Source organism: Arthrobacter sp. 05L428 (assembly GCF_056397665.1).
Genome location: NZ_JBFTNW010000006.1, coordinates 203,168 through 229,444 on the forward strand (window position 1 = coordinate 203,168; position 26,277 = coordinate 229,444).

Here is a 26,277-nt window from a genome sequence, read left to right on the forward strand (position 1 = left end):
AGTTAGGCGGGCGTCCAAAGAAGCCACGCTCGATGACTGCCGCCTCCGGGCTTGACCGGAGCTCCGCGGCTAACACCCACTCTTCGCCGCCTCGCGATAGGTTTCAAAGAGGGATAGTGCATCGTCTAATAGGGGATGTTTATTACAGCTGGTCAGCAGGCTGATTCTCCAGGAATGTGAGATCGGCCGCACGGGCCACCGCGGTCAGCGCCCGGGCAAGGACGGTTTCCGGCTCGCGGGAGAGGGTGACAAGGCCTACTTCCGCCTGCCGCTCCGGCCCCACCAAACGGAGGGCGCGCACGCCACGCGGGAGTTCAAACACGTGCAACCACGCCGCCGGGACAATCGTTGACCACTGCCCGGCCTTCATCTGGGCCAGCAGCAAAGCGACCGAGTCCGTTTCAAGCCGCGGCGCGGCCGTCAGGCCCACGTCCCGGAGAGCATCATCCACCTGCCGGCGTCCCTGCATCGACCGGTCCAACAGGCACAGGGGCAGTCCTGCCGCGTCGGACCAGCCGACCGTGCTGCCCCCGAAGGCTCCCCGCTCGTCCGCTGTGAGCAGCACGTGCTTTTCGAAGTACAACCTGGTCACCCGGAAGCCATCCGGTACCGGGCCGCCTACGTAGGTGATCCCGGCGTCGATCTCAAAATCTGCCAGCAGCCGCAGGACGTCCTCGGACCTGAGATCGGACGCGACATGGACATTGGCCAAAGGATGCGCCGCGCAGAAGGCGGCGGTCAGCACGGACACGGCTGGTGACGCGGTCGGAATCGCGCCAATCCGCAGCTGCCCGGTCACGCCGGACCGCATGGCACTGATCTGTTCGGTCAGAGCCTTACGGTCCGCCAGAATGCGCCGCGCCCACACCACGATCTGTTCACCCTCGGCCGTCAGTCCCTCGAACCTATTGCCCCGACGGATCAGCGGAACATCCAACTCAACTTCAAGTTTCCTAATCCCCTCCGACAAGGCGGGTTGGGAAACCGAGCAACTCTCGGCCGCCCGTGCGAAATGCCGCTCCCGGGCCAAGGCGACCATGTATTCAAATTGGCTGAAGATCATAGCCTCCGGTCTACCGCACGAAGACACCGAATTCACCACCCCGGCTTCTGGAACCTCTGGTTTTCGCGTATATCGGAATGTATCGTTGAGTATCGTTCGCGATCCACTAAGGAGACCAGCATGCGTAATTCATACCCGGCCGGCGGATTTGGCACGCCAAACATCGACGGCATGTGGCAGGCGGTTGAGGAGCTGCGTTCAAGGTTTGAGAAGCGCTCGGGCAGCCGCGCGGGACGCGGCGAGGTCCGGTCCGCGGTGCTGGCCCTGCTCGCCGAACGGCCGATGCACGGCTATCAGATCATCCGTGAAATCGAGGAGCGCAGCGGCGGCAGCTGGAAGCCGAGTGCCGGCTCCGTCTACCCCACGCTGCAGCTGCTGTCCGACGAGGGGCTCATCCGCGCCGAGGAGTCCAACGGCCGCAAGATCTACTCGCTGACCGAGGCAGGCCGGGAGGTCGTAGCGGGTGCGGATCCGTCGGAGCCCTGGGAGTCGTCGGGGCCGGCCGCCGGCCCCGGATTCGCGGCACTGCCCAAGGCCGGCGTCGAGCTGGCGCAGGCCGCAGCCCAGGTTGGTCGCACCGGTTCCCCGGAGCAAGTGAAGCAGGCCGTTTCGGTGCTGGACGAGGCACGTCGCCGACTGTATTCGATCCTCGCCCAGGACTGACGCGGGTGACGTCGGTTCGTCGGACCCGGGCAGATCCGGCACCCGGCTTCGGGGACACCCGCGCCCGTTACCGTCGCATCCTGCGCTTCGCGGCGTGGCAGCTCGCGGTGACCTGGTGGTTTGAGTTGTTTCTCCCCCGCCTCGGGCTGGGCAGAATTGCCGAGCGCACCAGGGCGAGGAGGATGCAGCGTTTCGCGCAGCACTTCCACGTGCTCGCGGTGGAGCTGGGCGGCCTGATGATCAAGGTCGGTCAGTTCCTCTCCTCCAGGCTCGACGTGCTTCCGCCGGAGATCACCCGGGAACTCGAGGGACTTCAGGATGAGGTGCCTCCCGTGCCGTTCTCCGCAATCCGTTTACTGGCCGAGGCGGAGCTGGGCGCGCCGCTGGACCAGGTTTTCGCCTCAGTCGAGGAGACGCCGATTGCCGCGGCGTCCCTCGGGCAGGCGCACCGTGCACAACTCCTTCCCTCCCATGGCGCCGACGCCGGTCTCAAAACCGTCGTGTTGAAGGTGCAGCGCCCGGGTATCGATGCGATTGTCGACGTCGACCTGGCGGCACTGCGCAAAGTGGGCGGCTGGCTCAGCCGCGTGCGACTCGTGTCCGATCGTGCGGACATGCCGGCCCTGGTCGAGGAGTTTGCGCAGATTAGTCTCGAGGAAATCGACTACCTGCACGAGGCAGCGAATGCAGAGCGCTTTGCGGCTGATTTCGCCGACGACGACCGCGTAGGGGTGCCCGATGTTGCGTGGGAGTGGAGCACCCGCCGCGTGCTCGTGCTGGAAGATGTCGCGGCGATCAAGATCACTGACGCGGACGCACTTTTGGCGGCGGGCATCGATCCGGCGCAGGTTGCCCCGATTTTTGCCTCGGTCATGTTCGACCAGCTGTTCACCCGCGGGTTCTTCCATGCCGATCCGCACCCCGGCAACATCTTTGTCACCCCGGTTGCCGATTCAGCTGCTCCCTCTGCAGGGCGCCCGTGGAAGCTGACGTTCATCGACTTCGGCATGATGGGCGAGGTTCCGCCCAGCACTCGGAGCGGCCTGCGGAAGCTTCTGATCGCGGCCGCCTCGCGTGACGGCAAGGGCCTGGTGGGCGCGATCAGCGACGTGGGTGTGCTGGTGCCTTCGGCCGACAAGGCCGAGCTCGAACGGGCGATGACGCACCTCTTCGCCCGGTTTGGCGGGATGGGCTTCGCCGAGCTTCGCGAGGTTGACCAGCGGGTGTTCCTTGATTTTGCGGTGGAATTCCGCGATCTGGTTCGCTCGCTGCCGTTCCAGTTGCCGGAGAATTTCCTGCTCATCATCCGGGCGATGTCACTGACCTCGGGCGTGTGCAGCTCGCTGGACGCCCGGTTCAATCTCTGGGACGCGGTCGAGCCCTATGCGGCGCAGCTGCTCCGCGACGAGCGGGGCAACATCGTCCAGGATGTGGCCCAGCAGGCGCTCGACGCCGCCGGGGTCGCCCTGCGTCTGCCGAAACGCCTCGACGGGCTCATCAGCCTAATCGAGGACGGTTCGCTATCAGTGGCCAATCCGCGCCTCGAACGGCAGCTGGCCCGGCTGGACCGCACGGCGCAGCGAGCTGCATCGGCGCTGATCTTCGGTGCCCTGCTCATTGCAGGTGCCGTGGTCCGGGCGGACGACGCGGTGCTCGGCAACGTTTTGATGATTGCGTCGGCAGTTCCGCTGCTCCACGGGTTGTGGACGGGGCGCCGCGGCCTCTAAGTACAGTGCCACGGGCAATGATCGCCCTTTCTCGGGCACACCCGTCCGCATCAGCCGGGCCAGGCGGGCCCGGTTCCCGCACTCGGCACCGTCAGCCGTTGCCCTTGGAGGTCACTCCGCGGCGGCTTGTTCCTGGCCGTCCAGATCGCTAATCGAACTCCGCTCCCCTGCCGAAGCCGAACGGAGGAACAGCTCACGGGAGGCGACTTCAATGCCCAAGGCAGTTGCGGCAATATCCTCCAGGGCATCCTGAATCCACATCACGGCCGTCTCGTTAGCCCTTTCCCCGACTTCGGCGTGGGGTTGGTTCGCCCGAAGCGCGGAGTATCGGGCTACTTTCTCCTTGAGCACCCGGGTGAGGTCTTCGATCTCAGCCAGCAGTTGTTCCCGCGAAGTCAGTGGATCACTGGCCCAGGGGCCTCCACTCGCGGACGACGTCAGCGCGTTAAGGCCCGCTTCCCGCTCCTCCCACAAAGAACTGGCACGCTCAACGGCCGACAGCTTATGAAGAGTCGGGGCCGGCGGCTCCCAGACTTGTTCTACTTCAATCCCTTGGGCGAGCTGTTGATCGTCGTCTTCCGGGCCCCCGGGGTACAGACCTTCTGTGATGGTCAAGGAACGGTGGAATGGATGTACTGATCCAGGCCTATAGTTGGGGTTGCCTAGCATGAGGGGGACTCCTCCGATTAGTACGCCGAATGATGGCGCTACCGGGGTCCGGGGCAACAGCACTACTTTATCGGAATTTCAGTCCAGCCGGTAGGTGCCCCCGCAAGGACCACGCAGCTGTGACAACAGACGGCCGGGCCGCGCCGCCCACCGGCACTCGGTCCCGCGGGCATAAACTAAAACAAACATCGACGGGGTTCTTCCGCAATTGATGGCACTAAGACCGGACCGAGGAGGCGCGACCCATGTCCAGCATTTTTTGCCCGACGATGGCGCCGCTGCTGCCTCCTCCGGCCGAAAGCTTTGCCGTTACGGATTCGACTGATGCGGTCGCCCACCATGGATGACGGAACGGACTCCATGGCAGCGGGACTTGACGCCGGCTTGTGCAGGGGGTTCCTCACGTCATTGCCCATTTCCGGGGCCGCGGTCTCAGTATTCGCCGGACTGGCACCTGAAACCATGGTGTGCGCCAGCAACGCAGTCTCGGCGAGGGTCGAAGAGCTGCAGTTTGACCTTGGGGAAGGGCCGCGCTGGGAAGCCCTGCGGACCCGCAGCCCCGTGCTTGTGCCGGACGTGCGCAGGGGCCCGCATACCGCCTGGCCTGTCTTTGCAAAGTCCCTGTTGGAGCTGGATGTTGCGGCCCTGTTCGTCTTCCCCCTCGCACTTGGCGCCATGGACATAGGCGTGGTGGAGCTTTACAGTTCCAAGCCCGGTCCGCTGAGCCCGGCCGGGCATTCCACGGCCCTGCAACTCGCCGACGCCGCAACGTGGCGGCTACTGCGCCAGCTCCTGACCCTTGCGCCAGAAGGCGGCGCCGATGACCCGCCGGATGGCTCTCCCCTCTCCCGCCGCGAGGTCCATCAGGCCACGGGGATGATTCTGGCGCAGGCCGGGACGACAGCACGGGACGCCCTCCTCCTGATGCGGGCGCATGCCTTCGCCAATGGGCGTACGGTGCGGGAGGTTGCCCGGGACGTGGTCAACAGGACCCTGGACTTCACGCCGGAGGGCACCTGACATGGGCGCATACAGTAGAATTCCGATATGGCGATGATGAGCCGCGCTGGCCGCGTAAGTGCCGCTTTCGTCAAGATTGCGGACACACTTGTGGCGGACTACGACGTCTTCGATCTGCTCCACACCCTCGTTGATGAGTCGGTAGGCATCCTCGACGCCGCCGCTGCGGGGTTGGTGCTGGTCGATCCAGCCGGCGATGTCCAGGTCATGGCTTCGACGAGCGAGGAAAGCCAACTCGTGGAAGTCCTGCAGCTTGAGGCAGGTACTGGCCCGTGCGTTGACTGCTACCGGACCGGAGCCGTCGTAGCAATCGACGATATAGCGACGCAGGGTGACCGCTGGCCGCTGTTCCAGTCCTCCGCGTTGTCCCAGGGGTTCCGCTCCCTGCATGCCGTCCCGATGCGGCTGCGCAACCGTACCATCGGCGCCCTGAACCTCTTCGGCCACGAGGCCGGTCCGCTTCCCGCCGACGACGCAGCCATTGCCCAAGCCTTCGCTGACGTCGCAACCATCACACTGCTGCAGGAACGTGCCGCGAGGGAAACCGCCCTTATCAACGAACAGTTGCAGCGCGCGCTGAACAGCCGCATCCTGATCGAGCAAGCCAAGGGCGTCATCGCCCACACCTCAAATGTCGATATGAACGCGGCCTTCGCGCTCTTACGCGGTTACGCCCGTGCCCACAACCGGACGCTCTACGAAACCGCGGACATGATCATCAACCGAAAAGTTAGCCTCTAACCACCGGTGTCTTTGTCTTCGGTTCCAGGGCCCCGGTAGCTGATCCAGCCGCCATACGGGCCAACCGGGAGCTCCGCCGCGTACGGCGTCCCAGGGTGAAGGTGGCACCATGTAACCATGACTCCCGTTCACGGTTTTTCCGGCTTCTTCCGGCGTCCCCAGCCCATCAAGCCCCAGGACGGCGAGGAATCGGTGTGGGATTACCCGCGGCCGCCACGGGTCGAGCCGCGATCGGAACGGGTCATCGTTCGTCTTGGGGGCCAGGTCATCGCCGATACCACCGATGCAGTGCGCGTCCTGGAGACGAGTCATCCGCCTGTCTACTACTTGCCACTGAACTCCTTCCCTGCCGGGGTACTCGTCCCGGTAGAAGGCACCAGCTTTTGCGAGTTCAAGGGCGAAGCGCACTACTTCGATATCGTCGCCGGCGGCGTCGTCGTTCGCCGTGGCGGGTGGACCTATCCGGAACCCACCCCGGGGTTCGAGGCGCTCGCCACCCGGGTGGCCCTCTACCCGGCTCAGATGGACTCCTGCGAGGTCGACGGCGAACACGTGACCTCCCAGGACGGCGACTTCTACGGAGGGTGGATCACCAAGCAGATCGTTGGCCCGTTCAAGGGTGGCCCGGGCACCGCCGGATGGTGAGGACACCGCCGTCGGGCTGACAGGACGGCAGGCCTTCGCTGCCCGGGACTTCCGGGGCCACCTCCCCGCGCCGGAGGCCGCCCGGAATTACCGGGCCGCGCGGCGCGTGAAGATCATGTGGACAACTCCGGCTGGAGAAGGGGTCGCTTCGATGTCGAAGCGTTGCTCAAGGTCTTCGAGTCCGTCCCAGAGCCGCTCGCCACGTCCCAGCACGATCGGCACGAGGACGATGTGCATGTGGTCGATCAGATCGGCCTCGAGGAACTGTCGGACCGTGCTGACGCCGCCACCGATCCGGACGTCGAGGTCGCCGGCCAAGGCGCGGGCCTGCTTGAGCGCGGAGACGGGGTCGGCGTCGACGAAATGGAAGGTTGTCCCGCCTTCCATTTCGAGTACCGGCCGGGGATGGTGTGTTAGTACAACGACGGGGGTGTGGAAGACAGGGTTATCACCCCACCACCCCTTCCATTCCTCATCCTGCCAGGGACCCCGTTGCGGGCCGAACTTGTTGCGCCCCATGATCTCCGCGCCGATCCCGGGCTTCCACGCGCTGGCGAACGCCTCGTCCACGCCGAACGACCCCTCCGATTCCCCGTGGAAGCCCATCTCACGGAACGTGCGCGTCTCGAAGGCCCACTCCATCAGCCGTGAGCCAGCGTGACCGAAAGGAGCGTCGAGTCGCTGCCCCTCGCCGGTGCCGAAGCCGTCGAGTGAGACCGAGAAGTTATGCACGCGGACTAGGGACATGTCATCTCCTGAGGTGCTTGTCGTTTGCAGTCACCTTATGGTGATCGAACCCAACGACTCAAGCGGTGCCCGTCTTCGCGGCATAGGCGGTGGCTTCGGCCCGCACCTGGCGCAGGTAGGGATCGGACTGGTTGTAGGAGTAGATGGCGTCGGTCCACCCCTGCGCGGTTGAGAGGTCACGGCCGTGGGCGCACAGATAGCTCGCCGCGCTGAGGGCGGCGTCGTCGATATTGAACGGGTCCGCTGTTCCGTCCCCGTTCCCGTCCCGCCCAACCAGCTCCCAGGTTGAGGGAATGAACTGCATGGGTCCGACGGCGTGGTCCCAGCGGGAGTCACCGTCCAGTTCACCGGCGTCGGTGTCAGCGATGGCGGCGAATCCGGATCCGTTGAGGCTCGGGCCCACAATTGGGCCGCTCGCCTCCCCTGCGGAGTTAAGGCTGCCGCCGCCGTAGGTTCCGTGCGCGGATTCGACGAAGCCTACGGCGGCTACGGTGTTCCAGCCGATCCCGCACGCCGGAGCGGCAGCGTTGGCCGTGGTTGCCGCAGCGACGTAGGCCCGCAGAGCGCGGGCAGGGATCCCGGTCTGCGCGGCGGCCCGGAGGAGCCACTGTGCATCCGGGTTCCTGGTTACGTTCACAGCGGTGGTGATGCCGGCGGGGAACGGATCGAGCTTCGCAACCGCCCGCGGCGGCGGAGCAAGGAGCCCACGGGCGTCGACGCCGGGCTGCCGGACTGCCCAGAACGAGAATGCGGCGATGGCGCACACCGCGAGCAGGCTGAAAACCAAAAGGCGTTTTAGACGGAGCACGGACTAATCAAACCATCCAGCTCCGTGATTGCCTTCCTTCACATGGCCGCATTCATGTGGAGCCCGGGCAGCAGCTCCGGGTGGGCCGGGACGAAGAGCGCGAACACGATCAGTGAGACTCCAATGATCCGGCTGAGGGCGGGGCCGTATTTCCACGTCTTCTCTAGGAAGATAACGACCGTGAGCACCGCCATCCATGCCAGGTTCATCACGCCAACAGCAATCAGCACCACCATGAGGCCCCAGCAGCAGCCCACGCAATAGACCCCGTGGTACATGCCGACGCGGACGTCACGCAACCGGCCCCGATACCCGGAGACGTGCAATAGGAATGCTATGGGCGACCGGCAGTGCCTGAGACAGAAATCCTTCAGCGGGGTCAGCTGGTAGGCGCCGGCCGCCGCGAGCACTCCAGCCCCCACCCAGGGTGCGACGTCCGCGGCGTTCTCAGCCAGCAGCGCGGAGAGCTCCGCGGCCCCGTAGGCAACGATTCCGAATCCGATCCACGTCAAGAGATAACCGCCAATCAGGGCAGTTGTCCGGACGGCCCGGACCCCGCGGCTGCGGACGGCACGGATGGACCTGAGGTACGTCGAAGTGAGGGGCGCCAACGCCGGCAACATCATGGCAGCCATCATCAGTGTCCACACGCCCAGGAAACCCCAGAGCCCCAGTCCCATGGTCCCCGGGCCTGCGGACATGTCGGCCAGGCCTGAGACCGTGACGTACCACGCCAGCCCGGCGCCCCCGATCAAGGCCAACTCTGCGGCATGGTGCGTGGCAGCCAGGCCGCTCCTGCCCGGCACTACGCGGACCAGGCGAAGGGGGCGGAGTAGGAGTTCTTGCCGGCGTTATCCCAGGTCATCCCAAACACGTCAACGCGGGCGGTGCTCGACCTACCGACTGCCAGGGTATCTGCCGGGAATCCGACCCCGCTGATTTTGACTCCCAGGCCTGAGGGATCCAAGGGAGACACGAAGTCCTCGACCACCATGTCAACGGCACTGCCGATCCCGACGCGGTGGACACGCCCGTCGTCGGCGTAGGCCATGGTGAGGGACTCCATGCCTGCCATTTCACCGATCAAGGGGGCGAGGCCCGCCATCGGTCCCCCGAGCTGGCCGCCGAAGACTGCGCCGAGCGCTTCGGCCTGCTCGGTCGAGGCGGCGGCATCCATCAGGACTCCGAGTTTCCAGCCGCCCTCACTCATCAGGGCGGGAGTATCGGCTACGACGCAGACGGTCAGGCCGCCGACGTCGACGCCGTTCACGTCGCCCGTTTCGATGTGGAAGGCCAGTGCCACATTGCAGCGTTCGTTGTCCGCCGGTGCGGTCAGCCCCGAAGTGGTGCAGGGGCAGGCCATATCGCAGTTGCAATTCTCAAAATACGTGCCCTCGACATGCCACGGCATTTGGGGCTCCTTTCGAAGAGGCACCCCCCACAAGAAAGTCTCCTCGCGGCCCGGACCGGTGTCAACGGAACGCGGCGACTCCTGCAGCGCGGCCCATCCGGGCCCCATTGGAAGGCTGCCGTCGGGGCTGCCGCCATCCCTGACCGGGTCGGGATTTCGTCGACCTAGGCGCGCTCCGCCAGCCGTTTGATCGAGCCGATCGCCTCCGACCACATGCCCCGCATGTCGTCGGCCCACTCGTCGGGCACCTCGAGTTCGACGACGAGAGTTGTCACCCCGCCCGTCTCGCTGAACGAGTAGCTCTCGTGCAGCCCGACAGCGGGGCCTTCGTGGCTTTCGACGTCGTTCTGGACATCGCCGACATAGCGGATCGACACGAACTCGTGGGGCCGATTCTCCACGATGGTACCGATGAGACCGCTCGCCGTGCCGTCGTCGTTCGGGCCGACGAAGCGGATCTCGTCGCCCTCGTTCCAGCCGCCCTCGTAGGTCGATCCGTCGTGAAAGGCTCCCGTCCATTCGCGGTAGGTGTCGAGGTCGAGCATGACGTTCCAGACGTGCTGCGCGGGAGCGGCGACCTCGACGCTGAATCGAAGATTCTCCATGCGCGATTGTAGAACCGAAGCGCCCTGGCAGCGCAACCACCTGCAGCGTCGGTCCCCGCGGCCGCGGGGCGCACCGGGCGAAGCACGGTCACCCCGCGATACCAACCACGATGGACCGTGCTGATCCTGGCTGTCCTACGCTTCACACTCGACGCAGTACGAGTGGCCGTTCTTCTCGCGCGCAAGCTGGGAGCGATGCCGCACCAGGAAACAGGAGTAACAGGTGAACTCGTCCTCAGCCTGGGGGATGACTTCGACGATGAGTTCCTCGGCGACGAACTCCCCGCCGGGGGTGATGGCATCATCCAGAGCGTCTGACTCATCCAACTCCCGGACGACACTGCGGGCATCCTGGGCATTGGCGGACTTCAGCGCTTCCAAGGAGCGGTCCTGGGATTCCTTGACGTCGGAACGTACTTCGTCGTAATCGGTTGCCACTTTGTCTATTCTCTTTTCTCGCGCGCTGGTCTGACGCATGTGCAACGTACACCATGCCCGCGGAATTCCCCGCCTCGGGGTACGCCGACGTCGTTGCCGTTGACTCACGCGGCCGCGGCGGAGTCACGGGGTTGATGCGACTCGGGTGACCCAGCATTTTGCCGACCGGGCCCGGGATCAACCGGACTCTGTGTCCGAGTATGAAAACGGCGCCCGGGGTTGCCCCGGAGGTTCCACAGTGAGGTCATTCACGGCGCAGGAGAGCATGTCGCGTTCCCTGGACGGCAGAGTTCCGCTCCCCTCGATATAGGCAAGCACGAGGTCCAGCGCGTCGTTGCCTCCGACGCCCAGATAGTGCACCCAGAGCCGGACGGGGTCAATCGCCAGTTCGTGGATAACCTTGGCTGTCAGCTCCTGCTGTGCATGTTCGTGCATGACCGTCCCTCGAAACCCCGGGTAGCTCCTTGTTCAGGAGGGATTCGGAACCGGGAACGGGATCGGATGGGTCAGGGCACGCAACTGTTGGTGTGCTGTCACTCCCGGGACAGGCGGCCGTTGAGAATCTCGTGGATGTAGCTGTCCAGTGCCCGATCATCGGCTTTGTCATCGCCCAGTTCCAGCAGTCGGTCTGCCACTCCGGCCAGTTTGACGTTTCTGTTATTGCTGTAAGTCATCAGGAGTTTGAATGCCTCATCGGAACTGATACGGAGGCGGCCCATGAGGATACCGGCCGCGGTCGCTATGGTCGTTCGGGTTGCCATTGCGCCTTGGACAGCTTCACGGGCGGCTAGCGCCGTCTCGGCTTGTATGGTCGAGGTGAGATCCAGCATTACTCCCGATACGGACGCGAGCTTCCCTGCGTCGTCAAGTCGGGCTTCCCCCGCAGTAAGCACACGGTGTTCGCGTAAGCGAGCGTCGATAACTCGGTGGTAGATGGCCACGTGCCCGCCGTGGGCGAAGAGTTTGGCGTTCACCGCCTGGATCCGAGGCAGATCGTCCGGGTGTTTGTGAGCCAAGGTCAAGGCAAGCGTCGGTGCCACTTCCCCGCGGCGGTAGCCGTGGATGGTGTACATCTCGTCCGACCACGTCATGTTCCCGGTCGGCCCGTCCAGGACAAACGTCCCGGCCAGGATAGTTGCCGGCCCCGGGACGCTGGCATACGCTGGCCCCAAATCTTCCACCATCAGACCCCCGTACTGCAGTGCAAGCAGCCCTCATGACCTCATGAGATAGTACCGCGGCCGGCGGGTGCGCACTATTGCCGGTGGTAGAACAAGCGGTGACGCAAACGGCTTGCGCCGTCGAGGTGAGAAGCCTCAGCGGGACGGACTGAGCGGTGACGACATGTAGTCGACCCGGACCGGACTCGGCCGATTTCCCTCGAATCTTCAGCATGAGTCGCCGTTGGCCGCTCATTCCTTCAACGGATCTCCGCAAGCTCCAGGCGTCGCTTACCGCATGTGTGCACCTGGCCGACTCGTCGGCAGGGCAGAACTGCTCGACCTGGTAGGCCGCAGACTCCAACGAAACCGGGCCCGGCCAGCGAAGAACATGCCCCGCCAAGGTCTAGAGAGCACCCCCCGCGAGGTAGGCAGTAGACCGCACTGCGATCCGAAGGGCACCAAGGGACCAACGCGGCGGGTTATTGACATGCCGTAGTCCGCTAAATAGCCTGTTGTGGAGCGCCCCGATGAATCCCCCAATATCATCGGGGCGCTCTTGTGTCCTGACCCATGCGCAGGCTTACCGGCGCAGGCTCGTAGACGCCTTTTCGCTAAACCGTGACAAAGGACCGAACGGGCCGCGCCCTGGCGAGTCTCAGCCGGCCCGCCCCCAATGCGCGCTATCGCTGCAGGCCGGATACTGCTAGGCGAGGCCCGTTCGGAGTTCTTGGGGCTAAGTCATAGCTACCGCGCCCGCCTTGTCGAAGGCCGCAACTCCGGTCCCGTACTGGCCGCAGAGTTCACCATGGCGACTGCGTCACGATGCAAACGCTCGGTTTCGCGCATCGAAATAGGTTGCCCGTTATAGCAGAGCTCGCACTAGAAAGGAAGAAGTGGTTTCGGGGCAAAGGCCTAGTCCTTGAACGATTCCTTACGGCCTCTGCCTGACCATGTCCAGATTAACCATATATCAGATGATTTGGGAAGCCCCTGGGTCGGGCTTCTGCTCGGGTATTGAAACCCGACCCCTCTAATCGTCGAAGTGGGTAGTGACTCGCTGTTCGCCCGAAATAGAGTCGATGACCTGTGCCGCCAAGTCCTTGAGCTTGATATTGCGCGAATTCGAGGCCCGGACCAAGATTTTGAAAGCCCCTGCCTTCGTGCGGCGGTTTTGCGCCATGATCGTGCCGATGGATGTCGATCGTTGTCCTTGAACGCATCGCGGCTGTGAGGTCCTCTTTGGACTCCCGCAGTTGCCCCACGACCAGGGCAAGCCGCAGGGACCGTGAGGCTAGCGCAACGAAGGCATGGACTGTCAACGTCGCCAGCGCTGAATCCCACGCGCCGGCTTGCGTAAAGGTTCAGACCTCAAGAACAGCTTATTCCGGATATTGGCGTCAGCCGCATAATCTGCCCGAAGCGAAGCTAACGCCCAACTCTGGCTGAACGAACGCAGCCGCCCGTCTTCGGACAATCCTCCAAGGCTGAAGAGGGCCGCAGGAATACCACGCAGGGTCGAACTCTTTAACACGTTTACCGGTACCGCGCGGGCTGAATAGCCGGGGGGAATTGCATGACTTCAACGCTATTCCCTAGGGCGAAATCTGATGTCATCGCCGAATTTGATTCCGCCTGCTGGTCTGTATTTCGGGCAGATTTTCGTCTACGTTCAAAACCAGTCGAAGTTGATACATCTGTTCTGCGCAGGTTCGCGCGCCCGGTGCCGCACCCTTGCTGCTTGGGATCTGCTGCTAGAGAGCGCACCTATGGACGGGAGTCGGCCTTGGTGCTAAATCTGATGATTGCTGCTGGAAGTCCCCTTGCGTTTGAGCGGTCTCTCTCATTCCCGGCATGACTGCAATGCCGGGAGGGACAATCCATCATCAATCGGGAGCCAGGCGAGGATTGGCCTGGTTCTATCGCGGCCAGCACTTTCTGGCGGCCCGAACGTTCAGGAGGACCACAATGGTTGACCGGATTGCCGAAATTTGGGGCGCGAGGACGCCTTACCCCAGGGATGGGCTCTGGCCTGTCAGGGTGGACCAGGCGCTGGGCGAGGGTGTCACCGAGGACGACGTCGACCGCTGGGTCCAGTCCGCCTGCGTGCTCTGCAGCAACGGCTGCGCGTGCGACATCGCCGTGAAGGACGGTGCCATGGTCGGTATCCGCGGCCGCGCTGGGGACCTGGTCAACCATGGCCGGCTGGGTCCGAAAGGTCTGTTCGCCAGCTGGCAGGGTGTCTCCCACCGCGACCGGCTAAAGCGGCCCTTGATCCGCGAAAACGGCCGACTGGTCGAATGCGATTGGGACACGGCGATGAACCGCATCACCGAGCGGAGCCAGCAGCTGCTGCAGGAACGCGGACCGCTCAGCCACGGTTTCTATACCAGTGGCCAGCTGTTCCTTGAGGAGTATTACGCCCTGGCCATGATCGGGAAGGCCGGTATCGGAACCCCGCATATGGACGGCAACACCCGGCTGTGCACCGCGACCGCGGCGGCGGCCTTGAAGGAGTCCTTCGGAGCCGACGGACAGCCCGGGACCTACACCGACATCGACAGCTGCGACGCGATCTTCCTTTACGGACACAACATGGCCGAGACGCAGACCGTCCTGTGGTCACGCGTGCTGGACCGCATCGCCGGGCCGGACCGGCCCAAGGTCGTCTGCATTGATCCGCGCGAAACGGAGGTCGCCCGCCACGCGGACGTCCACCTCGCCGTCCGGCCCGGCACCAACCTCGCCCTCATGAACGCCCTTGTCCACGAGATCCTTGCGCACGGCTGGCTCGATAAGGATTTCGTAAACGAGCACACAGTCGGGCTGGAGGAACTGAAGGCCACCGTCGAACCTTGGACGGCAGAAGCGGCGGCAGCGGTATGTGACGTGAGCGCCGCGGACATCAGGGAGGCCGCCCGCATCTTCGGCACTTCGGCCCGCGTGCTTTCCACCGTCCTGCAGGGCTTCTACCAGTCCGCGCAAGCCACCGCCGCCTCCTGCCAGGTCAACAACCTCCACCTGCTCCGCGGGCTGCTGGGGCGGCCCGGCTGCGGGATCCTGCAGATGAACGGCCAGCCCACCGCGCAGAACAACCGCGAATGCGGCGCCGACGGAGACCTCCCCGGCTTCCGGAACTGGGAAAACCCCGAGCACATCCGGGAACTGGCCGAGCTCTGGGACGTGGACCCCTTGGTCATCCCGCACTGGGCACCACCGACGCATGCGATGCAGATCTTCCGCTACGCCGAGCAGGGCTCAATCGAGTTCCTCTGGATTTCGGCAACCAACCCGGCGGTCTCCATGCCGGACCTGCCCCGGATCCGCGGCATCCTGGCCAAACCCGAGCTGTTCGTGGTGGTGCAGGACCTGTACCTGACCGAAACGGCGCAGGCCGCCGACGTCGTCCTGCCCGCCGCGGCTTGGGGCGAAAAGACGGGGACCTTCACGAACGTCAACCGCATCGTCCACCTCTCGGACAAGGCCGTCGAACCGCCCGGTGAAGCGCGCAGCGACCTGGACATCTTCCTGGACTACTCCCGCCGAATGGGGTTCACCACCCTGCAGCGCGAACCGCTGCTTCCGTGGGCCGGCCCGGAGGACGGCTTCGAGGCGTGGAAGGAATGCTCCCGTGGCCGGCCCTGCGACTACACCGGCATCAGCTACGACCGGCTTCGCGGCGGCAGCGGCATCCCTTGGCCGTGCAATGACGAGAACCCGGACGGCCGGGAGCGGCTCTACGCGGACGGCGTCTTCCCCACGGACCCGGACTACTGCGAAAGCTACGGGCATGACCTCTTGACCGGCGCCACCGTGGGCGCCGAGTCGTTCCGCGCCAGCGTCCCGCGCGGCCGGGCCATCCTGAAAACCGCCGACTACTCCCCTCCGCACGAGGAACCGGACGGGCAGTACCCGCTGCGCTACACCACGGGCCGCACCGCCTACCACTTCCACACCCGGACCAAGACCGGACGGTCCCGTCTGCTTACCCAAGCCGCCCCCAGCGCCTGGGTGGAACTGGGCCCGGACGACGCCGAGCGGCTGGGGATCCGGGAAGGCGATCTCGTCCGGGTGACGTCGCGGCGTGGCCGGATCGAAGTCCCGGCCCGGGTCAGCGACATCCGACGAGGCACCGTCTTCGCACCGTTCCACTACGGATACTGGGACGGGGACGGCTCCCCCGGGGAACACCCCACAGCCGCAAACGAACTCACCCTCACCGAGTGGGATCCGGTCTCGAAGCAGCCGGTCTTCAAGAACGCAGCCGTGAAGGTGGAAAAGATCGGTGACGGTACCGGCCCAGCACCGGCGCCGACCACGACGGCATCCCGTCCCGCCTCGGCGTCGGGACAGCGGGCGCCCCGGCCCACGGCCGGCGGCACGGACGCCGAAGCCACGGAGCTGCTCGGCGCCGCGACGCCGCCACGTTTCCCGGAGGCGATCAACCCGGGCGCTGGCGTCCGCAGCGGAAAGGACGAACAACCATGAACCTGAACATCTACCTGGGCCTGCTTCGCCAGGCCGAAGCTACGCTGGCCGAGTCCTTTCGCCAGGTGGCGGCGGGCCATGGTGCGGAACCGGACGTCCATTTCCTCTGCCATACCTTGGCCCAGCAGTGCGAGGAGCACAGCCGCCTACTGCTCCCTGCGGTGCAGCGGTACGGCGAGGTCCTACACGAGGACGAACCGGAGCGCCTCCATGCCGAGGGGCTTTCCACAACACGCAAGGGACCGGTGGGCCTGCTCCGCGACCTTCAGGACCTTTACCTGCTGGCCAGCCTCGTCGACGTCACCTGGACCATGGTGAAACAAGCTGGCTCCGCCCTCCGCGACCGCGAGCTCCTCGACGTCGTTGCCCGGTGCGACAGCGAAACCTCCGTGCAGCTGCGCTGGCTGCAGACCCGCATGAAACAAGCGGCACCGCAGGCCCTGGTGGTGGCGCGCTAGCCGTTCCGAAGCGAGCGAAAGGTGAAATCATGCCTCTGAGGCCGACGCTGCTGAAGCGGCTTGCAACAAGGCGAAGCACATTGGGGCCGGCCACCTATGCCGCGGTGTTGTCCCTCATCGTTCTGGCTCTGACCGGAGCAGTCGGAGTAGGTCTGCACCTGCCCTGGCTGTTTCCCAGCCTAGGACCGACGGTAATGCTGTTCTTCGAATCGCCCGAACAGCCCGCGGCTCGGCCCGACAACACCCTGGTCGGGCACTTGACGGGCCTGCTTATGGGCGCAGCTTGCCTCTACGGCGCCGGACTCCAAGGCAGCCTGCCCGCCCGGTCGGCGGCCTTACTATCCCTTATGTGGCCGCAGCGGCACTGTCCGTCGCGCTCACGACGCTCGTGCTGACCTTGCTTAGGAAGCCGCACCCACCGGCCGGGGCAACCACGCTGATCGTCAGCCTCGGCATTCTCAGCTCGCCGGCGCAGCTCCTCTCGATGGCCGGAGCCATCCTGCTGATCACCGCCGCGGGCTGGGGGTTGAACTTGCTCCTGGGGACCAAGCCGGCGGGCACCCACTAGGAGTAGCGGCCCACTAAGGTGCCCGCTGCTCCCCGTCGGCGGCAGCATGCTCGATGCGTTGACGCTGCCGTTCTATTTCCCCCTCTCCTTCATTCTCCGCGTCGTAAAGCTTGGCGTTGCTGACCTTGAGCTCCAACATCAGCGCATCCAGTTTTAGGTGCAGGGCGGCAGTGTCCCGGTTCTGGGTGTTTTGAATAATAAAAACCATCAGGAAAGTGACGATCGTGGTACTGGTGTTAATTACCAGTTGCCAGGTATCCGAAAAGCCGAGTAGTGGGCCCGTGAATGCCCAGATGATCAGCACGGCTACGGCGGCCACAAATACCCAGGCGTGGCCCAGGATCCTGGCCGTCCGGGTGGTGAACCGCGTAAAGACGTCGGGACGGTCCTTGCCCGCTCTGCCCGTCACTTTCGCCATAACCTGCCCGCCTCACTTCTCAAGGAACGCAGCAGCACCATATGCCCCATGTCCCGCCTTTCCGACCGCCAGGTCCCCGGTGCTACCCGGGGCCGGCTCGCTCCAAGGCCTCGCCGTCCCGGACTTCAGGAGCCGGTCTGGTCGAATGCCCGTTTCGCGGCCGCCTGTGCGTCCGCGAGGGCCTTCTCGGGGGCCTTTGTACCGAGCAGGGCGGAGGCGATGGCGTTGTTGACTTCCGTCTTGATGGTTTGACCAGCCGGCGAAGCTCCGAGCGACTTTCCGGCCGGCAGGACCTCGTAGTAGGTCGCGATCGTCTTATCGAAACCTGCGTTGCCGCTGGCCTTGACGAACTTGTCCCGGATCAGCTTGTCCGCGGACGGCGAGCCGGTGAACAGTCCCGTATTCATGCCTCCGGGCGTTGACGAGATCTTCTCCGCCCTGGCAGCGCCGGCCGCGGACCAGGCGTCATCCGTGACCAACGAGGTCATCCAGGCGCACGCGGCATCGGCGTTCTTGGCACCGGCAGGGATGACGAACGATGTTCCACCCGCCACCGTGAAGGGTTTTCCGTCCTTGCCCTTGAAGGGCACGGCGGAAATGTTGAGTGACTTCGAGTACGGCGCCAGGACGTTGACATACCACTGGGCGTCGACCTGCGCGCCGACCTGGTTTTTGACGAACTGGTTGTCCTTGCCGAAGGTGTCGAACGAGTCACTGAAGCTCTTGGCCTTCGCGTAGCCGCCCTGCGCGTCGTAAATCTCCTTGAGGAACGTCAACGCCTGAACATTTGCCGGGTCGTCCAGGGCAGGGGCTCCTTTGTCGTCCACCAGCTTTCCCCCTTGGCCCAGGATCCAGAGCTCGGCCTGGCCGGCGGCCACCGGATCGAAACCCAGCGTTACCGGAATACTTCCGTTGGACTTATAGGCCTTGGAAACAGCACCGAGGAGTTTCGCCTTGTCCGAGGTGTCGATGGCGTCCGGGGCAACGCCGGCGGCTTGCAGGACGTCCTGATTAAGGATGATGGCAGCCGGCTGGTAGAACTGCGGAACCGCCCACACCTTGTCCTGGTACGTGACCTGCTGCGTGACCGCTGGATAGAACTGCTTGGCCGGGTCCATACCGTGCGCCTTGAAGCACCCGTCCAGCGGCTTAATGAGACCTTGGGCTGCATAGGTGGCGACAAAGGCCCTGTCCATTTGGACCACGTCCGGAACGGTGCCGCTGGCGGCCCGGGTGGTGAACTTCTGCGCGTCGAAGGGTGTCTGATCCATGGTGATCTTGACGTCGGGAAGCTGCTCTCCTGCGTACTTCATCCGCGCCTTGCCGACGTCGTCAGCATTGTCGAAGGCCCAAGCAGTCAGCGCCCCTGACGCTTCCTTCTTGAAATCAGCCGTCTCCGCAGGGGACGCACCGCTCCCGCCGCAGGCAGTCAGCCCCAAGACTGCCAGAGCCAGCACCGCCACGCTCTTTTCCCGAACCCTCATCTGAATCCTCCCCGTGTCAAGTTCAAGGTCTTCGCGGCATCACTTCGTCACCGGAAAACTTTCGGCCAAACGCCCTTTTAACTGCCACACTGTAAGTAAGCTTGCTAAATCGAAAGCTAGCCGAAGCCGCGGGGTCACGCAAGGGGCCCGCCGCCGGCACCGCCAGGTCGAATCAGTCCGGCCTCGCGCTGGGAGAACGGGGGTCATAGGTGGGAGCTAAGGCATCGGTGGAAGCCGCGTCGCGCAAAGCCACGCGCGCCGGGCGTCCGGAACGAAGAAAGTACAACCGTCGTGAAGCGATCGCCGGTTACTTGTTTATTTCGCCGTGGATCATCGGTTTTGTTGTTTTCATGCTCGGCGCTATGGTCTACAGCCTGGTGATCTCTTTCAGCCGCTACAACCTCGCCACCAACGTGGCCCGGCCAGCCGGTGTCACCAACTATGCCCTCCTCTTTGAGGATCCGAAGGTGGCCCTCTCGCTGGCCAATACCCTGTTTTACGCCGTCCTGGCGGTGCCGTTGGAAATTTGCGTCGCTCTTGGGCTCGCGCTTTTGCTGAACCGGGTGGGGCGAGGCGCCGGGTTCTTCCGCACCGTTTACTACCTCCCGAAGATGACGCCCTCTGTGGCCACCGCGGCCGTGTTCTTGCTCCTGCTGAACGGAAACACGGGAGCTATCAACCAAGCCCTCGGATTTTTCGGAATAACCGGCCCGCAGTGGCTGATCGATCCGGCCTGGGTGAAGCCGTCGATCGTGCTGATGACGTTGTGGGGGGTCAGCGGCACCATGGTCATCTTCCTGGCGGCGCTCAAGAGTGTCCCGAAGGAGCTTTACGAGGTGGCGGCCTTGGACGGCGCCGGCCCGGTCCGGAAGTTCTGCTACATCACGGTGCCAATGATTTCGGGAGCGATCTTCTTCAACGTGATTGTCCTGACGATCGCCGCGCTGCAGGTTTTCGATCAGGCATACCTCCTTTTCTGGAGGGACCAGACCAGTTCATCCCCGGAGGCGTCGCTGTTTTACGGGATCTATCTTTTCCAGCAGGCCTTCCGGGAATTCAACTTCGGGTTCGCTGCAGCCATGGCGTGGGTGCTGTTCGTTTTGATCCTGCTGATCAGCCTCGTCCAAGTGAGGATCGGGAACAGGTTTGTCTACTACGAAGGGGAGAAGCGCTGATGGCAACAACACGGATCCAGCCGGCGTCAAAGTCACCGGGCCTCGCCCCTCCGCAGGATGGAGAGGAGCAAGGTAGCGGACGGCGGACGCGCAAAAAGACACGCAGCCCGCGAACCACAGGTGCCCGCTTGCTGCTCTGGACGGTGTTGATCCTTATCAGCGGAGCTTTCCTTTACCCGCTCGTATGGCTCATCGCCGCGAGCCTGAAACCCCGTGCCGAGGTGTTTGACAACGCCCTTGTCCCCCGCAGCTTTTCGCCGCAGAACTACGTTCAGGTGTGGGACCAACTACCGTTGGTGCACTGGGTGGTCAACAGTTTCCTGATCGCTGTCCTGGCCGCCACTCTGGTCACCGTTTCCAGCGCCATGGTCGCCTTCGGTTTCGCATACTTCCGCTTCCCGGCCCGCAACTTCCTCTTCGGCCTTGTTCTTGCCACCATGATGCTCCCGGGCGCCGTCACTATGGTCCCGCAGTATTTGATCTGGAAAAACCTCGGGGTCCTCGGCACCTGGATCCCGCTATTCGGGATGAACCTCTTTGGCTCGGCGTTCTACATCTTCCTGCAACGGCAGTTCTTCCTTGGACTCCCCCGTGAGCTTTTCGAGGCCGCGCGGATCGACGGAGCCAGCTACTTCGGACTCTTCCGGCGGATTGCCCTGCCGCTGTCCATCCCGTCGCTCGTGGTGATCTTCATCTTCGAGTTCCAAGCCAGTTGGAACAACCTGCAGTCCGCGCTGATCTACCTGAACGCCGGATCGGTGGAGGGCTTCACCGCGCCCTTGGGGATCGCTTACGCCATGACGAAATACAGCCCTACCAACGGGGGACAGGGAGACTACCAGTACGTCATGGTCGCCACCCTCCTGATCACCCTGCCCATGTTGATCCTGTTCGCCTTCGGGCAGCGGCACTTTATTGAGGGCGTGGCAACCGAGGGCCGGAAAGGCTGATCGACGGCGTTCGCGCCCGACACCCCCGGTCTCATTGCGGCAAGTGCGTTAGGCGGCAGGGACGGAGCCGCGGGCGCCGCCGGTCGGCCATCCGGGGCGAGCGGCGCCGGCTCCGGCCGCCGGGGCGGACGGCACTGGGGTCGTCCTGTCCGGGACGTCCAGCACGGCGAGCGGGAATTCACGGTGGACCAGGTAATCGCACGCTGCCGGACCGGCCTTCATCAGTCCCGGGCACCGCCCGTCCCGGTGGATGGGGCGGATCCCGGCTGCGCGCAGACCGGCTCTGAAAGACCTGTACCGGGCCGGATTCGAGCCCGCCAGCCCGCACCAGCTCAGGTACAAGCCATACAGTTCGTCCAGGCTGGGACCGTTTCCACCGGAATCCCGGGCAACGCACTCGGCGAGAAAATCTTTCAGTGATGTCTTCGCCATCATGGCCTCCTGCATCCCGGCGGTGACCGCCGACTGAAACGGCATCAACAGTGAGTGTGGTGAAAGACCAGCCCGGACATGTCCCTCGGACAGTAAGAAGCTAGGAGCCCTTATTCGCACTGTCAACCCGATAGTCCAGCCCCTGTCGTCACGCGGCATGTCCACGGCTCCGGGAAGCCACGCGGACGCCACGTCCTTCCCGGCGGCGGAAAAACTTCTGGCCGGTTCGCCAACCCGCGGATATAGTAAGCCTACTGATGACTAGTTCATCACTGTCGATCCCGATCCAGTCGAAGGAGACACCGTGAGCACCAAAGTTGAAAAGCGAATCATGGTCAATGTGCCCGTCAGCGTGGCCTACAACCAGTGGACCCAGTTCGAGGAATTCCCCCACTTCATGAGCGGGGTGAAGACCGTCAAACAGCTCAGCGACGACCGGCTTGAGTGGACCGCAGAGATCGCCGGGGTCCGCAGGCAATGGGAGGCCAAGATTCTCGAGCAGGTTCCGGACCGGAAGGTGGCGTGGGCCGCAACCGACGGCGCCACCAACGCAGGGTCGGTTACGTTCGAAGACCTTGGCGGCGGCCAGACCTCGGTTCAGTTGTCCCTCGAATATGAGCCCGAAGGCGTCGTTGAAAAGGTGGGCGACAAGCTCAACGTAGTGGAGAAGCAAGCTGAGAACGACCTCAACCGTTTCAAGGCTTTCATCGAAGACGAAGGCTACGCGACGGGGGCATGGCGCGGGACCGTCGGCGCCGGCGCTGCAGCGGGAACGCCGGGTGTTGACGCGGCAGCCGGGTCGCGCGGCGACAGCGGCAAAGCCGGCGTCTCCGGCAAGGTGATCGCCGGAGTCGGGCTAGCTGCAGCGGCCGCCGCAGGCGTTGCCGCAGCCACCGGGCGCAAGGATACCGACGACGGCATTGCCGGCGGCGAAACCGCGGCCACCGTACACACACCGCCCGCTTCCGTGCCGCCCACAGGCACCTCGGGAAGCGTGTTCCCCGGTGAGGGCCTCCGGCCGGGCGGTGGCTTGGGCCACGACACGGACCCCGCGGCGAGCGACGTCGGCGGACGGTCCGACTCCAAGCCCTTCGACCAGACCAACGGCCTCGTGGATACCGAGGGCGATTCCGACGGGACAGCCGTGAGTGACACCCGTAGCGCGGCCGAACGCGACGCCGAAATCGAACGCAGCTCGGGCCCGGTTCCCCCCACCGGAGGAAGCCTGGGCCAACACTAAGCCCGGGTGAGACCGGCGTTGGTGACCGGCAGGAAGCCTCCGGCCGAGTTCCTGGACTCGGCCGGAGGCTTCCTGCTTCAGTCCGGGAAAACAGTCCCGCATCCGATGCGCCGTCCAGTGCGTCGCAGTGCAGTGCAGCGGACGCAGGGTGTCCATAACACCATGGTTGGGGGCCGGGGTCGGTCCAATTGTGGATATGTCATCCCTGCCGCACTCGGCAAGGAACTGCGCCCCGCGGAGGCTGCCTCGAAGGCGGGCCTCATCAGTTGACCCTCGCCAGGGCACTGGAACGTTGCAGCGAGTGGATCACCGTTAACGCCGTCAGGCCCGGGGCCCGCTGCTGCCGAGTTGTCCATTAAGGCGGAGCCGGCGGACGCACCGCTGACGAAGGCCTCATCCCGTCCATCCCGGTCGAAAGGAAGGCTTGGTCAACCGGAGGACATCGATAAACGCCGTGGGTTTCCTTCTTGAGGCGCGTTCTTGGTTCATCACCCGCTAAACCTGTCCGTGGCCTTACCGTCGGCGCAGAGGCCTACAACCCCCTGAACCGAGGTAACACTGCGCGCGAGGTGGGACTTGAACCGGGTTCCGGTCCTTGATAATCCGCCACTCCCCCGGCTACCTCAGCAATCCGGCCCAGTCCGGCCAATCCGAAGCCTAGGGTTTGCACTATTTGCACACCCTCTCCTTCCCCGATTCGACACGCGCAAACATCCGGCTTGGAACCGCTATTTCCACGCCCAAGCGCAGGCGTTCGCTGATCTCGCCGAAGAGCGTCTTGACCCCAGCGGCGGGGCATTGCTAACCAAGACTGATCGGGTCCGGCTGATGGGCCTATGCGGATTGAGAAAGGGGCATTGCCGCTAAGTCGTGTCCCGGCCTCACTGAACCCTCGCTCTAAATGGAGGGGCCGATGGCAACTGGGACGAGACGCCCCGGTCTCAGGAGGGCTCTCGGACGCCACCGACCCCGTCTCACCCGGAGCTCCAGCTCTCCAGAACTTCAAGATCATACCTACATACTGCTAGTTGGTGACCGCGAATCTGCCATCATTTAACACCCTGCTGGACCTCATCCGCTACTGACAACCTAAACGACCGCGCGACCCCGGGAAGCTGCACGCACGTGTGGGCAATCACGTCTTGACGGTAGTCTGCCCGCGGAACAGGATGGAATCAGGTTCGGTTGGCTGCAGGGCATGACTCCGGAATGGCAGGCAACCCGTCGGCTGATAATCGAGGCACGGTGGCCTGCCCAGGGATCGTTTCCGGGAAGTCTTCCAGCCGCACAAAAGAGAGGGCTTACCGTGAGCGAATCCCCAAAGAACACCGAGCGGCGCCACGCCGAGGAACCGGCCGAAGGAGGCACAGGTGGCCCGGCCGAGGTCCTGAGTGAACGGCGACACGCTGAAGACCCGGCTGAGGGCGCCGACTCTTCCGGGGCCGACCCTTCCCTTGCCGCTGACGGCGGGTCCTTGGTAGCGGAATCGCAACCGCCAACGTCCGACCAAGGGGAGAATTCATAAGCTAACGGTCGATGACTGCCTAGGAAAATCCGGATACTCGCGGGGAACGGTTCTCTCATCGTCGGGGTACCACCAGCGCAGTAGGTCAAGCTTCGCAGTCATTGCGACTCCACGTCGGTGTCTCTGCGCCTTCGAAGTTCCTCGGTGGCGAACTCGAACCAGCTCAGCGCACCGAATGCGGGCGTCGCCGAATCCAGGTGAACAAACAGAGCGTCCGCCAGATCCGCCAAGTCCTCATCCGCCAGATCCCGCACCGCGGATGCGGGGTCCAAGGTCCCGTCGGAGAACTCGCACAAGCGCAGACCGAGGAGTCGCCCTCGTGTCTCACCCGCGCAGCCGCTCAGCACGCAAGCCGGCGGGTGCAGGGCGGGTTCCGTGTCCACCTCGATCGGGGAGGCTCCGTCGACCGCCACTCGAGGTACGGACGTATCGGGAATCCAATGCCACCGTCCGCCGAAATCAATCCCAGGTTGGTTCTCCATTTTCCCTCCGCCGGCTCGGGCGCGCAGACGTTGACTGCTCTGCATCTATGGAACTAACCCTACGAATAGCCGAACAGCAGGACAAGCTAGCCGGCCAGGCCGACAACGTTCGAGTCCACTCTTCGATCAGCGAAGGTTCCAACACCGGGGAAAGCTGGGGACGACGCCGCGCCCTACCGCCCGGCGCGCGAGGCTGCAAGGGATTCACTCGCAGGCGACCTGACGCGTAGCATCGATCCCGACCAGAACCTCCTCGAGTCCGCCCGGTCCGCGGATGGGCCTGAATCAGGACGCTGACGCATCCGTCGCTGGATGGGCCTGTGCCGGGCCGATCAGCGGACGCACGAACCCTACGGAGGCCCTGCATTGGCTGACCCTGCCCGGGGCACGAGGACGCCTCATCCCAAAGAGAGGCTGGCGCGGTCCGGGCGGAACAGGCACCGGGTGGAGGTGTCAGGGACGACGACATCGACCGCTCGGTCGGAAGCTGCTGCCAGGGCGGAGAAGATGTTGTCAATGCCCGAATCGGTCCTCCATCAGAGTGCGCTCTTCATCCCATGCCCTCGCTTCGCCGCTGGTCGCCAAGGTCACGCCCAGTGAGTGGGCCCGACGTCGCCGGACCACGCAGCCTAAAACACGAAGAAATGACACTGCGACGACGTCATACTGCGAGTGAGCCGCCTCTCCCGCAAGAACCCATCGTGCAGGTCATCCCACGTGGTCGATGGGTTCACGCCCGCTCACTACTTGCTCACCAGCCATCACCACCGTCCCTAGGCAGAAACCCGGGCCCTTCCCGCGAGATGCCTGCTCTGGACACACTGACCAAGGCGACGTAAATTCGGAGAGTCCAAAGAACTCTCGCGGATTTGGACCTTCGCGGCCGGGTGCACGGTCGCGAAGAGAGCCGCTGAAGCAGCACGGCGGCACACGAATGCACCCGCGGAACGGAGCCGGAAATGGCCACCTCGCACATCACACGATTCCTCCTGGACGCCACAGTCCCGGACGAGACGCAGGACCCGTTGGGGCCGGACTGCCTCTACGGCCTATACACAAGCTGGTGCATACTGCACCACATCAAGCCACTGGACGACTCCGAGTTCCGTTCCGCCATCCGGCGCCACGGGGTAGATCCCAGTAGCAGCCGCCGCCGAATGACCGGTCCAGCAGCCGGCAACTACATCTTGGCCAGCTACCCGGACACAGCCTGATGGAGCCCTCCAAGCACGCAGACGAGACCGATTAGGGCACATCTCACGTATTTCCGGGTGGCAGAATGTCCGTAGCCGAAAGGTTTCACGTCAGGATGCTCCTTTGCGGAAACCTTCCGCCTCCTACGTAGCTATCGATCCACAAA

Annotated in this window: 25 protein-coding genes; 12 read left to right on the forward strand and 13 right to left on the reverse strand. The window is 64.2% G+C overall.

What is annotated here, in order from left to right; all coding sequences use genetic code 11:
* Positions 1–142: 142 nt before the first annotated feature.
* Positions 143–1,063, reverse strand: a complete 921-nt coding sequence (locus AC1DH3_RS12815; protein WP_476909457.1) for a LysR family transcriptional regulator — start codon at positions 1,061–1,063, stop codon at positions 143–145.
* Between the two features lie 120 nt (positions 1,064–1,183).
* Here AC1DH3_RS12815 and AC1DH3_RS12820 point away from each other — a divergent pair, with 120 nt between their 5' ends.
* Complete coding sequence (locus AC1DH3_RS12820) at positions 1,184–1,726, forward strand: PadR family transcriptional regulator (RefSeq protein ID WP_476909458.1); 543 nt, start codon at positions 1,184–1,186, stop codon at positions 1,724–1,726.
* A 5-nt stretch (positions 1,727–1,731) separates the two neighbouring features.
* The gene (locus AC1DH3_RS12825) at positions 1,732–3,453 is read left to right on the forward strand and encodes an ABC1 kinase family protein (protein WP_476892635.1); all 1,722 of its coding nucleotides are present in this window, start codon (positions 1,732–1,734) and stop codon (positions 3,451–3,453) included.
* A 111-nt stretch (positions 3,454–3,564) separates the two neighbouring features.
* Here AC1DH3_RS12825 and AC1DH3_RS12830 read toward each other — a convergent pair whose 3' ends face one another.
* Positions 3,565–4,068 carry a hypothetical protein gene (locus AC1DH3_RS12830; RefSeq protein WP_476909459.1) on the reverse strand — a complete coding sequence of 168 codons (504 nt, stop codon included), beginning with the start codon at positions 4,066–4,068 and terminating at the stop codon, positions 3,565–3,567.
* 462 nt (positions 4,069–4,530) lie between these two features.
* Here AC1DH3_RS12830 and AC1DH3_RS12835 point away from each other — a divergent pair, with 462 nt between their 5' ends.
* The 3 genes from AC1DH3_RS12835 to AC1DH3_RS12845 all read left to right on the forward strand — a co-directional run bounded on the left by AC1DH3_RS12835 (position 4,531) and on the right by AC1DH3_RS12845 (position 6,528).
* Positions 4,531–5,142 carry a GAF and ANTAR domain-containing protein gene (locus tag AC1DH3_RS12835; RefSeq protein WP_476909460.1) on the forward strand — a complete coding sequence of 204 codons (612 nt, stop codon included), beginning with the start codon at positions 4,531–4,533 and terminating at the stop codon, positions 5,140–5,142.
* Positions 5,143–5,169: 27 nt separating this feature from the next.
* Positions 5,170–5,883 carry a GAF and ANTAR domain-containing protein gene (locus AC1DH3_RS12840; protein ID WP_476909461.1) on the forward strand — a complete coding sequence of 238 codons (714 nt, stop codon included), beginning with the start codon at positions 5,170–5,172 and terminating at the stop codon, positions 5,881–5,883.
* Positions 5,884–6,000: 117 nt separating this feature from the next.
* Positions 6,001–6,528 (forward strand): DUF427 domain-containing protein, encoded by a 528-nt coding sequence (locus AC1DH3_RS12845; RefSeq protein WP_476909462.1) that lies wholly within the window; start codon positions 6,001–6,003, stop codon positions 6,526–6,528.
* A gap of 87 nt (positions 6,529–6,615) precedes the next feature.
* On the opposite strand, the gene AC1DH3_RS12850 is transcribed toward AC1DH3_RS12845, so the two are convergent.
* The 9 genes from AC1DH3_RS12850 to AC1DH3_RS12890 all read right to left on the reverse strand — a co-directional run bounded on the left by AC1DH3_RS12850 (position 6,616) and on the right by AC1DH3_RS12890 (position 12,880).
* Complete coding sequence (locus AC1DH3_RS12850; protein ID WP_441418584.1) at positions 6,616–7,275, reverse strand: dihydrofolate reductase family protein; 660 nt, start codon at positions 7,273–7,275, stop codon at positions 6,616–6,618.
* 58 nt (positions 7,276–7,333) lie between these two features.
* Positions 7,334–8,083 carry a lytic transglycosylase domain-containing protein gene (locus tag AC1DH3_RS12855; RefSeq protein WP_476909463.1) on the reverse strand — a complete coding sequence of 250 codons (750 nt, stop codon included), beginning with the start codon at positions 8,081–8,083 and terminating at the stop codon, positions 7,334–7,336.
* 38 nt (positions 8,084–8,121) lie between these two features.
* Positions 8,122–8,844 carry a DUF2182 domain-containing protein gene (locus AC1DH3_RS12860; RefSeq protein WP_476892640.1) on the reverse strand — a complete coding sequence of 241 codons (723 nt, stop codon included), beginning with the start codon at positions 8,842–8,844 and terminating at the stop codon, positions 8,122–8,124.
* Between the two features lie 44 nt (positions 8,845–8,888).
* Complete coding sequence (locus AC1DH3_RS12865; protein ID WP_441418581.1) at positions 8,889–9,494, reverse strand: DUF1326 domain-containing protein; 606 nt, start codon at positions 9,492–9,494, stop codon at positions 8,889–8,891.
* A gap of 164 nt (positions 9,495–9,658) precedes the next feature.
* On the reverse strand, positions 9,659–10,099 hold the full coding sequence (locus tag AC1DH3_RS12870) for an SRPBCC family protein (protein ID WP_476892642.1): 441 nt from the start codon (positions 10,097–10,099) through the stop codon (positions 9,659–9,661).
* 135 nt (positions 10,100–10,234) lie between these two features.
* The gene (locus AC1DH3_RS12875) at positions 10,235–10,537 is read right to left on the reverse strand and encodes a DUF4193 domain-containing protein (RefSeq protein WP_476909464.1); all 303 of its coding nucleotides are present in this window, start codon (positions 10,535–10,537) and stop codon (positions 10,235–10,237) included.
* Between the two features lie 177 nt (positions 10,538–10,714).
* A complete protein-coding gene (locus AC1DH3_RS12880) occupies positions 10,715–10,972 on the reverse strand; it encodes a hypothetical protein (protein WP_441418578.1) in 258 nt (85 codons plus the stop codon).
* Between the two features lie 98 nt (positions 10,973–11,070).
* Entirely contained in the window at positions 11,071–11,721 is a 651-nt protein-coding gene (locus AC1DH3_RS12885) for a PAS and ANTAR domain-containing protein (protein ID WP_476909465.1), read from the reverse strand.
* 1,009 nt (positions 11,722–12,730) lie between these two features.
* Entirely contained in the window at positions 12,731–12,880 is a 150-nt protein-coding gene (locus AC1DH3_RS12890) for an ANTAR domain-containing protein (protein ID WP_441418758.1), read from the reverse strand.
* 785 nt (positions 12,881–13,665) lie between these two features.
* Between AC1DH3_RS12890 and AC1DH3_RS12895 the strand changes: the two genes are divergently transcribed.
* From AC1DH3_RS12895 to AC1DH3_RS12910, 4 genes are read left to right on the forward strand one after another with little or no spacing between them, the layout of a single operon-like run.
* Positions 13,666–16,185 carry a molybdopterin oxidoreductase family protein gene (locus AC1DH3_RS12895; protein WP_476909466.1) on the forward strand — a complete coding sequence of 840 codons (2,520 nt, stop codon included), beginning with the start codon at positions 13,666–13,668 and terminating at the stop codon, positions 16,183–16,185.
* Positions 16,182–16,643, forward strand: coding sequence for a hypothetical protein (locus AC1DH3_RS12900; RefSeq protein WP_441418760.1), 462 nt, complete (start codon positions 16,182–16,184; stop codon positions 16,641–16,643). The genes AC1DH3_RS12895 and AC1DH3_RS12900 overlap by 4 nt, the downstream gene beginning before the upstream one ends.
* Positions 16,644–16,672: 29 nt before the next feature.
* Entirely contained in the window at positions 16,673–17,038 is a 366-nt protein-coding gene (locus tag AC1DH3_RS12905) for an HPP family protein (protein ID WP_476909467.1), read from the forward strand.
* Entirely contained in the window at positions 16,993–17,211 is a 219-nt protein-coding gene (locus tag AC1DH3_RS12910) for an HPP family protein (protein WP_476909468.1), read from the forward strand. The genes AC1DH3_RS12905 and AC1DH3_RS12910 overlap by 46 nt, the downstream gene beginning before the upstream one ends.
* 13 nt (positions 17,212–17,224) lie before the next feature.
* Here AC1DH3_RS12910 and AC1DH3_RS12915 read toward each other — a convergent pair whose 3' ends face one another.
* A complete protein-coding gene (locus tag AC1DH3_RS12915) occupies positions 17,225–17,629 on the reverse strand; it encodes a low affinity iron permease family protein (protein WP_441418762.1) in 405 nt (134 codons plus the stop codon).
* Between the two features lie 125 nt (positions 17,630–17,754).
* Positions 17,755–19,113 (reverse strand): ABC transporter substrate-binding protein, encoded by a 1,359-nt coding sequence (locus AC1DH3_RS12920; protein ID WP_441418763.1) that lies wholly within the window; start codon positions 19,111–19,113, stop codon positions 17,755–17,757.
* 227 nt (positions 19,114–19,340) lie between these two features.
* Between AC1DH3_RS12920 and AC1DH3_RS12925 the strand changes: the two genes are divergently transcribed.
* The 3 genes from AC1DH3_RS12925 to AC1DH3_RS12935 all read left to right on the forward strand — a co-directional run bounded on the left by AC1DH3_RS12925 (position 19,341) and on the right by AC1DH3_RS12935 (position 22,910).
* Positions 19,341–20,288, forward strand: a complete 948-nt coding sequence (locus AC1DH3_RS12925; protein WP_441418764.1) for a carbohydrate ABC transporter permease — start codon at positions 19,341–19,343, stop codon at positions 20,286–20,288.
* A complete protein-coding gene (locus AC1DH3_RS12930; protein WP_441418765.1) occupies positions 20,288–21,238 on the forward strand; it encodes a carbohydrate ABC transporter permease in 951 nt (316 codons plus the stop codon). The genes AC1DH3_RS12925 and AC1DH3_RS12930 overlap by 1 nt, the downstream gene beginning before the upstream one ends.
* 736 nt (positions 21,239–21,974) lie before the next feature.
* Positions 21,975–22,910 carry an SRPBCC family protein gene (locus tag AC1DH3_RS12935; protein ID WP_441418766.1) on the forward strand — a complete coding sequence of 312 codons (936 nt, stop codon included), beginning with the start codon at positions 21,975–21,977 and terminating at the stop codon, positions 22,908–22,910.
* Positions 22,911–26,277 lie beyond the last annotated feature (3,367 nt).

Excerpts from the sequence above, each read along its gene's own strand:
- AC1DH3_RS12905 (WP_476909467.1), top strand. The coding sequence starts at position 16,673 with ATGCCTCTGAGGCCGACGCTGCTGAAGCGGCTTGCAACAAGGCGAAGC.
- AC1DH3_RS12840 (WP_476909461.1), top strand. The coding sequence starts at position 5,170 with ATGGCGATGATGAGCCGCGCTGGCCGCGTAAGTGCCGCTTTCGTCAAG.
- AC1DH3_RS12930 (WP_441418765.1), top strand. The coding sequence starts at position 20,288 with ATGGCAACAACACGGATCCAGCCGGCGTCAAAGTCACCGGGCCTCGCC.
- AC1DH3_RS12920 (WP_441418763.1), bottom strand. The coding sequence starts at position 19,113 with ATGAGGGTTCGGGAAAAGAGCGTGGCGGTGCTGGCTCTGGCAGTCTTG.
- AC1DH3_RS12815 (WP_476909457.1), bottom strand. The coding sequence starts at position 1,063 with ATGATCTTCAGCCAATTTGAATACATGGTCGCCTTGGCCCGGGAGCGG.
- AC1DH3_RS12890 (WP_441418758.1), bottom strand. The coding sequence starts at position 12,880 with ATGGCGCAAAACCGCCGCACGAAGGCAGGGGCTTTCAAAATCTTGGTC.
- AC1DH3_RS12850 (WP_441418584.1), bottom strand. The coding sequence starts at position 7,275 with ATGTCCCTAGTCCGCGTGCATAACTTCTCGGTCTCACTCGACGGCTTC.
- AC1DH3_RS12820 (WP_476909458.1), top strand. The coding sequence starts at position 1,184 with ATGCGTAATTCATACCCGGCCGGCGGATTTGGCACGCCAAACATCGAC.
- AC1DH3_RS12900 (WP_441418760.1), top strand. The coding sequence starts at position 16,182 with ATGAACCTGAACATCTACCTGGGCCTGCTTCGCCAGGCCGAAGCTACG.
- AC1DH3_RS12870 (WP_476892642.1), bottom strand. The coding sequence starts at position 10,099 with ATGGAGAATCTTCGATTCAGCGTCGAGGTCGCCGCTCCCGCGCAGCAC.
- AC1DH3_RS12885 (WP_476909465.1), bottom strand. The coding sequence starts at position 11,721 with ATGGTGGAAGATTTGGGGCCAGCGTATGCCAGCGTCCCGGGGCCGGCA.
- AC1DH3_RS12845 (WP_476909462.1), top strand. The coding sequence starts at position 6,001 with ATGACTCCCGTTCACGGTTTTTCCGGCTTCTTCCGGCGTCCCCAGCCC.
- AC1DH3_RS12915 (WP_441418762.1), bottom strand. The coding sequence starts at position 17,629 with ATGGCGAAAGTGACGGGCAGAGCGGGCAAGGACCGTCCCGACGTCTTT.
- AC1DH3_RS12865 (WP_441418581.1), bottom strand. The coding sequence starts at position 9,494 with ATGCCGTGGCATGTCGAGGGCACGTATTTTGAGAATTGCAACTGCGAT.
- AC1DH3_RS12895 (WP_476909466.1), top strand. The coding sequence starts at position 13,666 with ATGGTTGACCGGATTGCCGAAATTTGGGGCGCGAGGACGCCTTACCCC.
- AC1DH3_RS12880 (WP_441418578.1), bottom strand. The coding sequence starts at position 10,972 with ATGCACGAACATGCACAGCAGGAGCTGACAGCCAAGGTTATCCACGAA.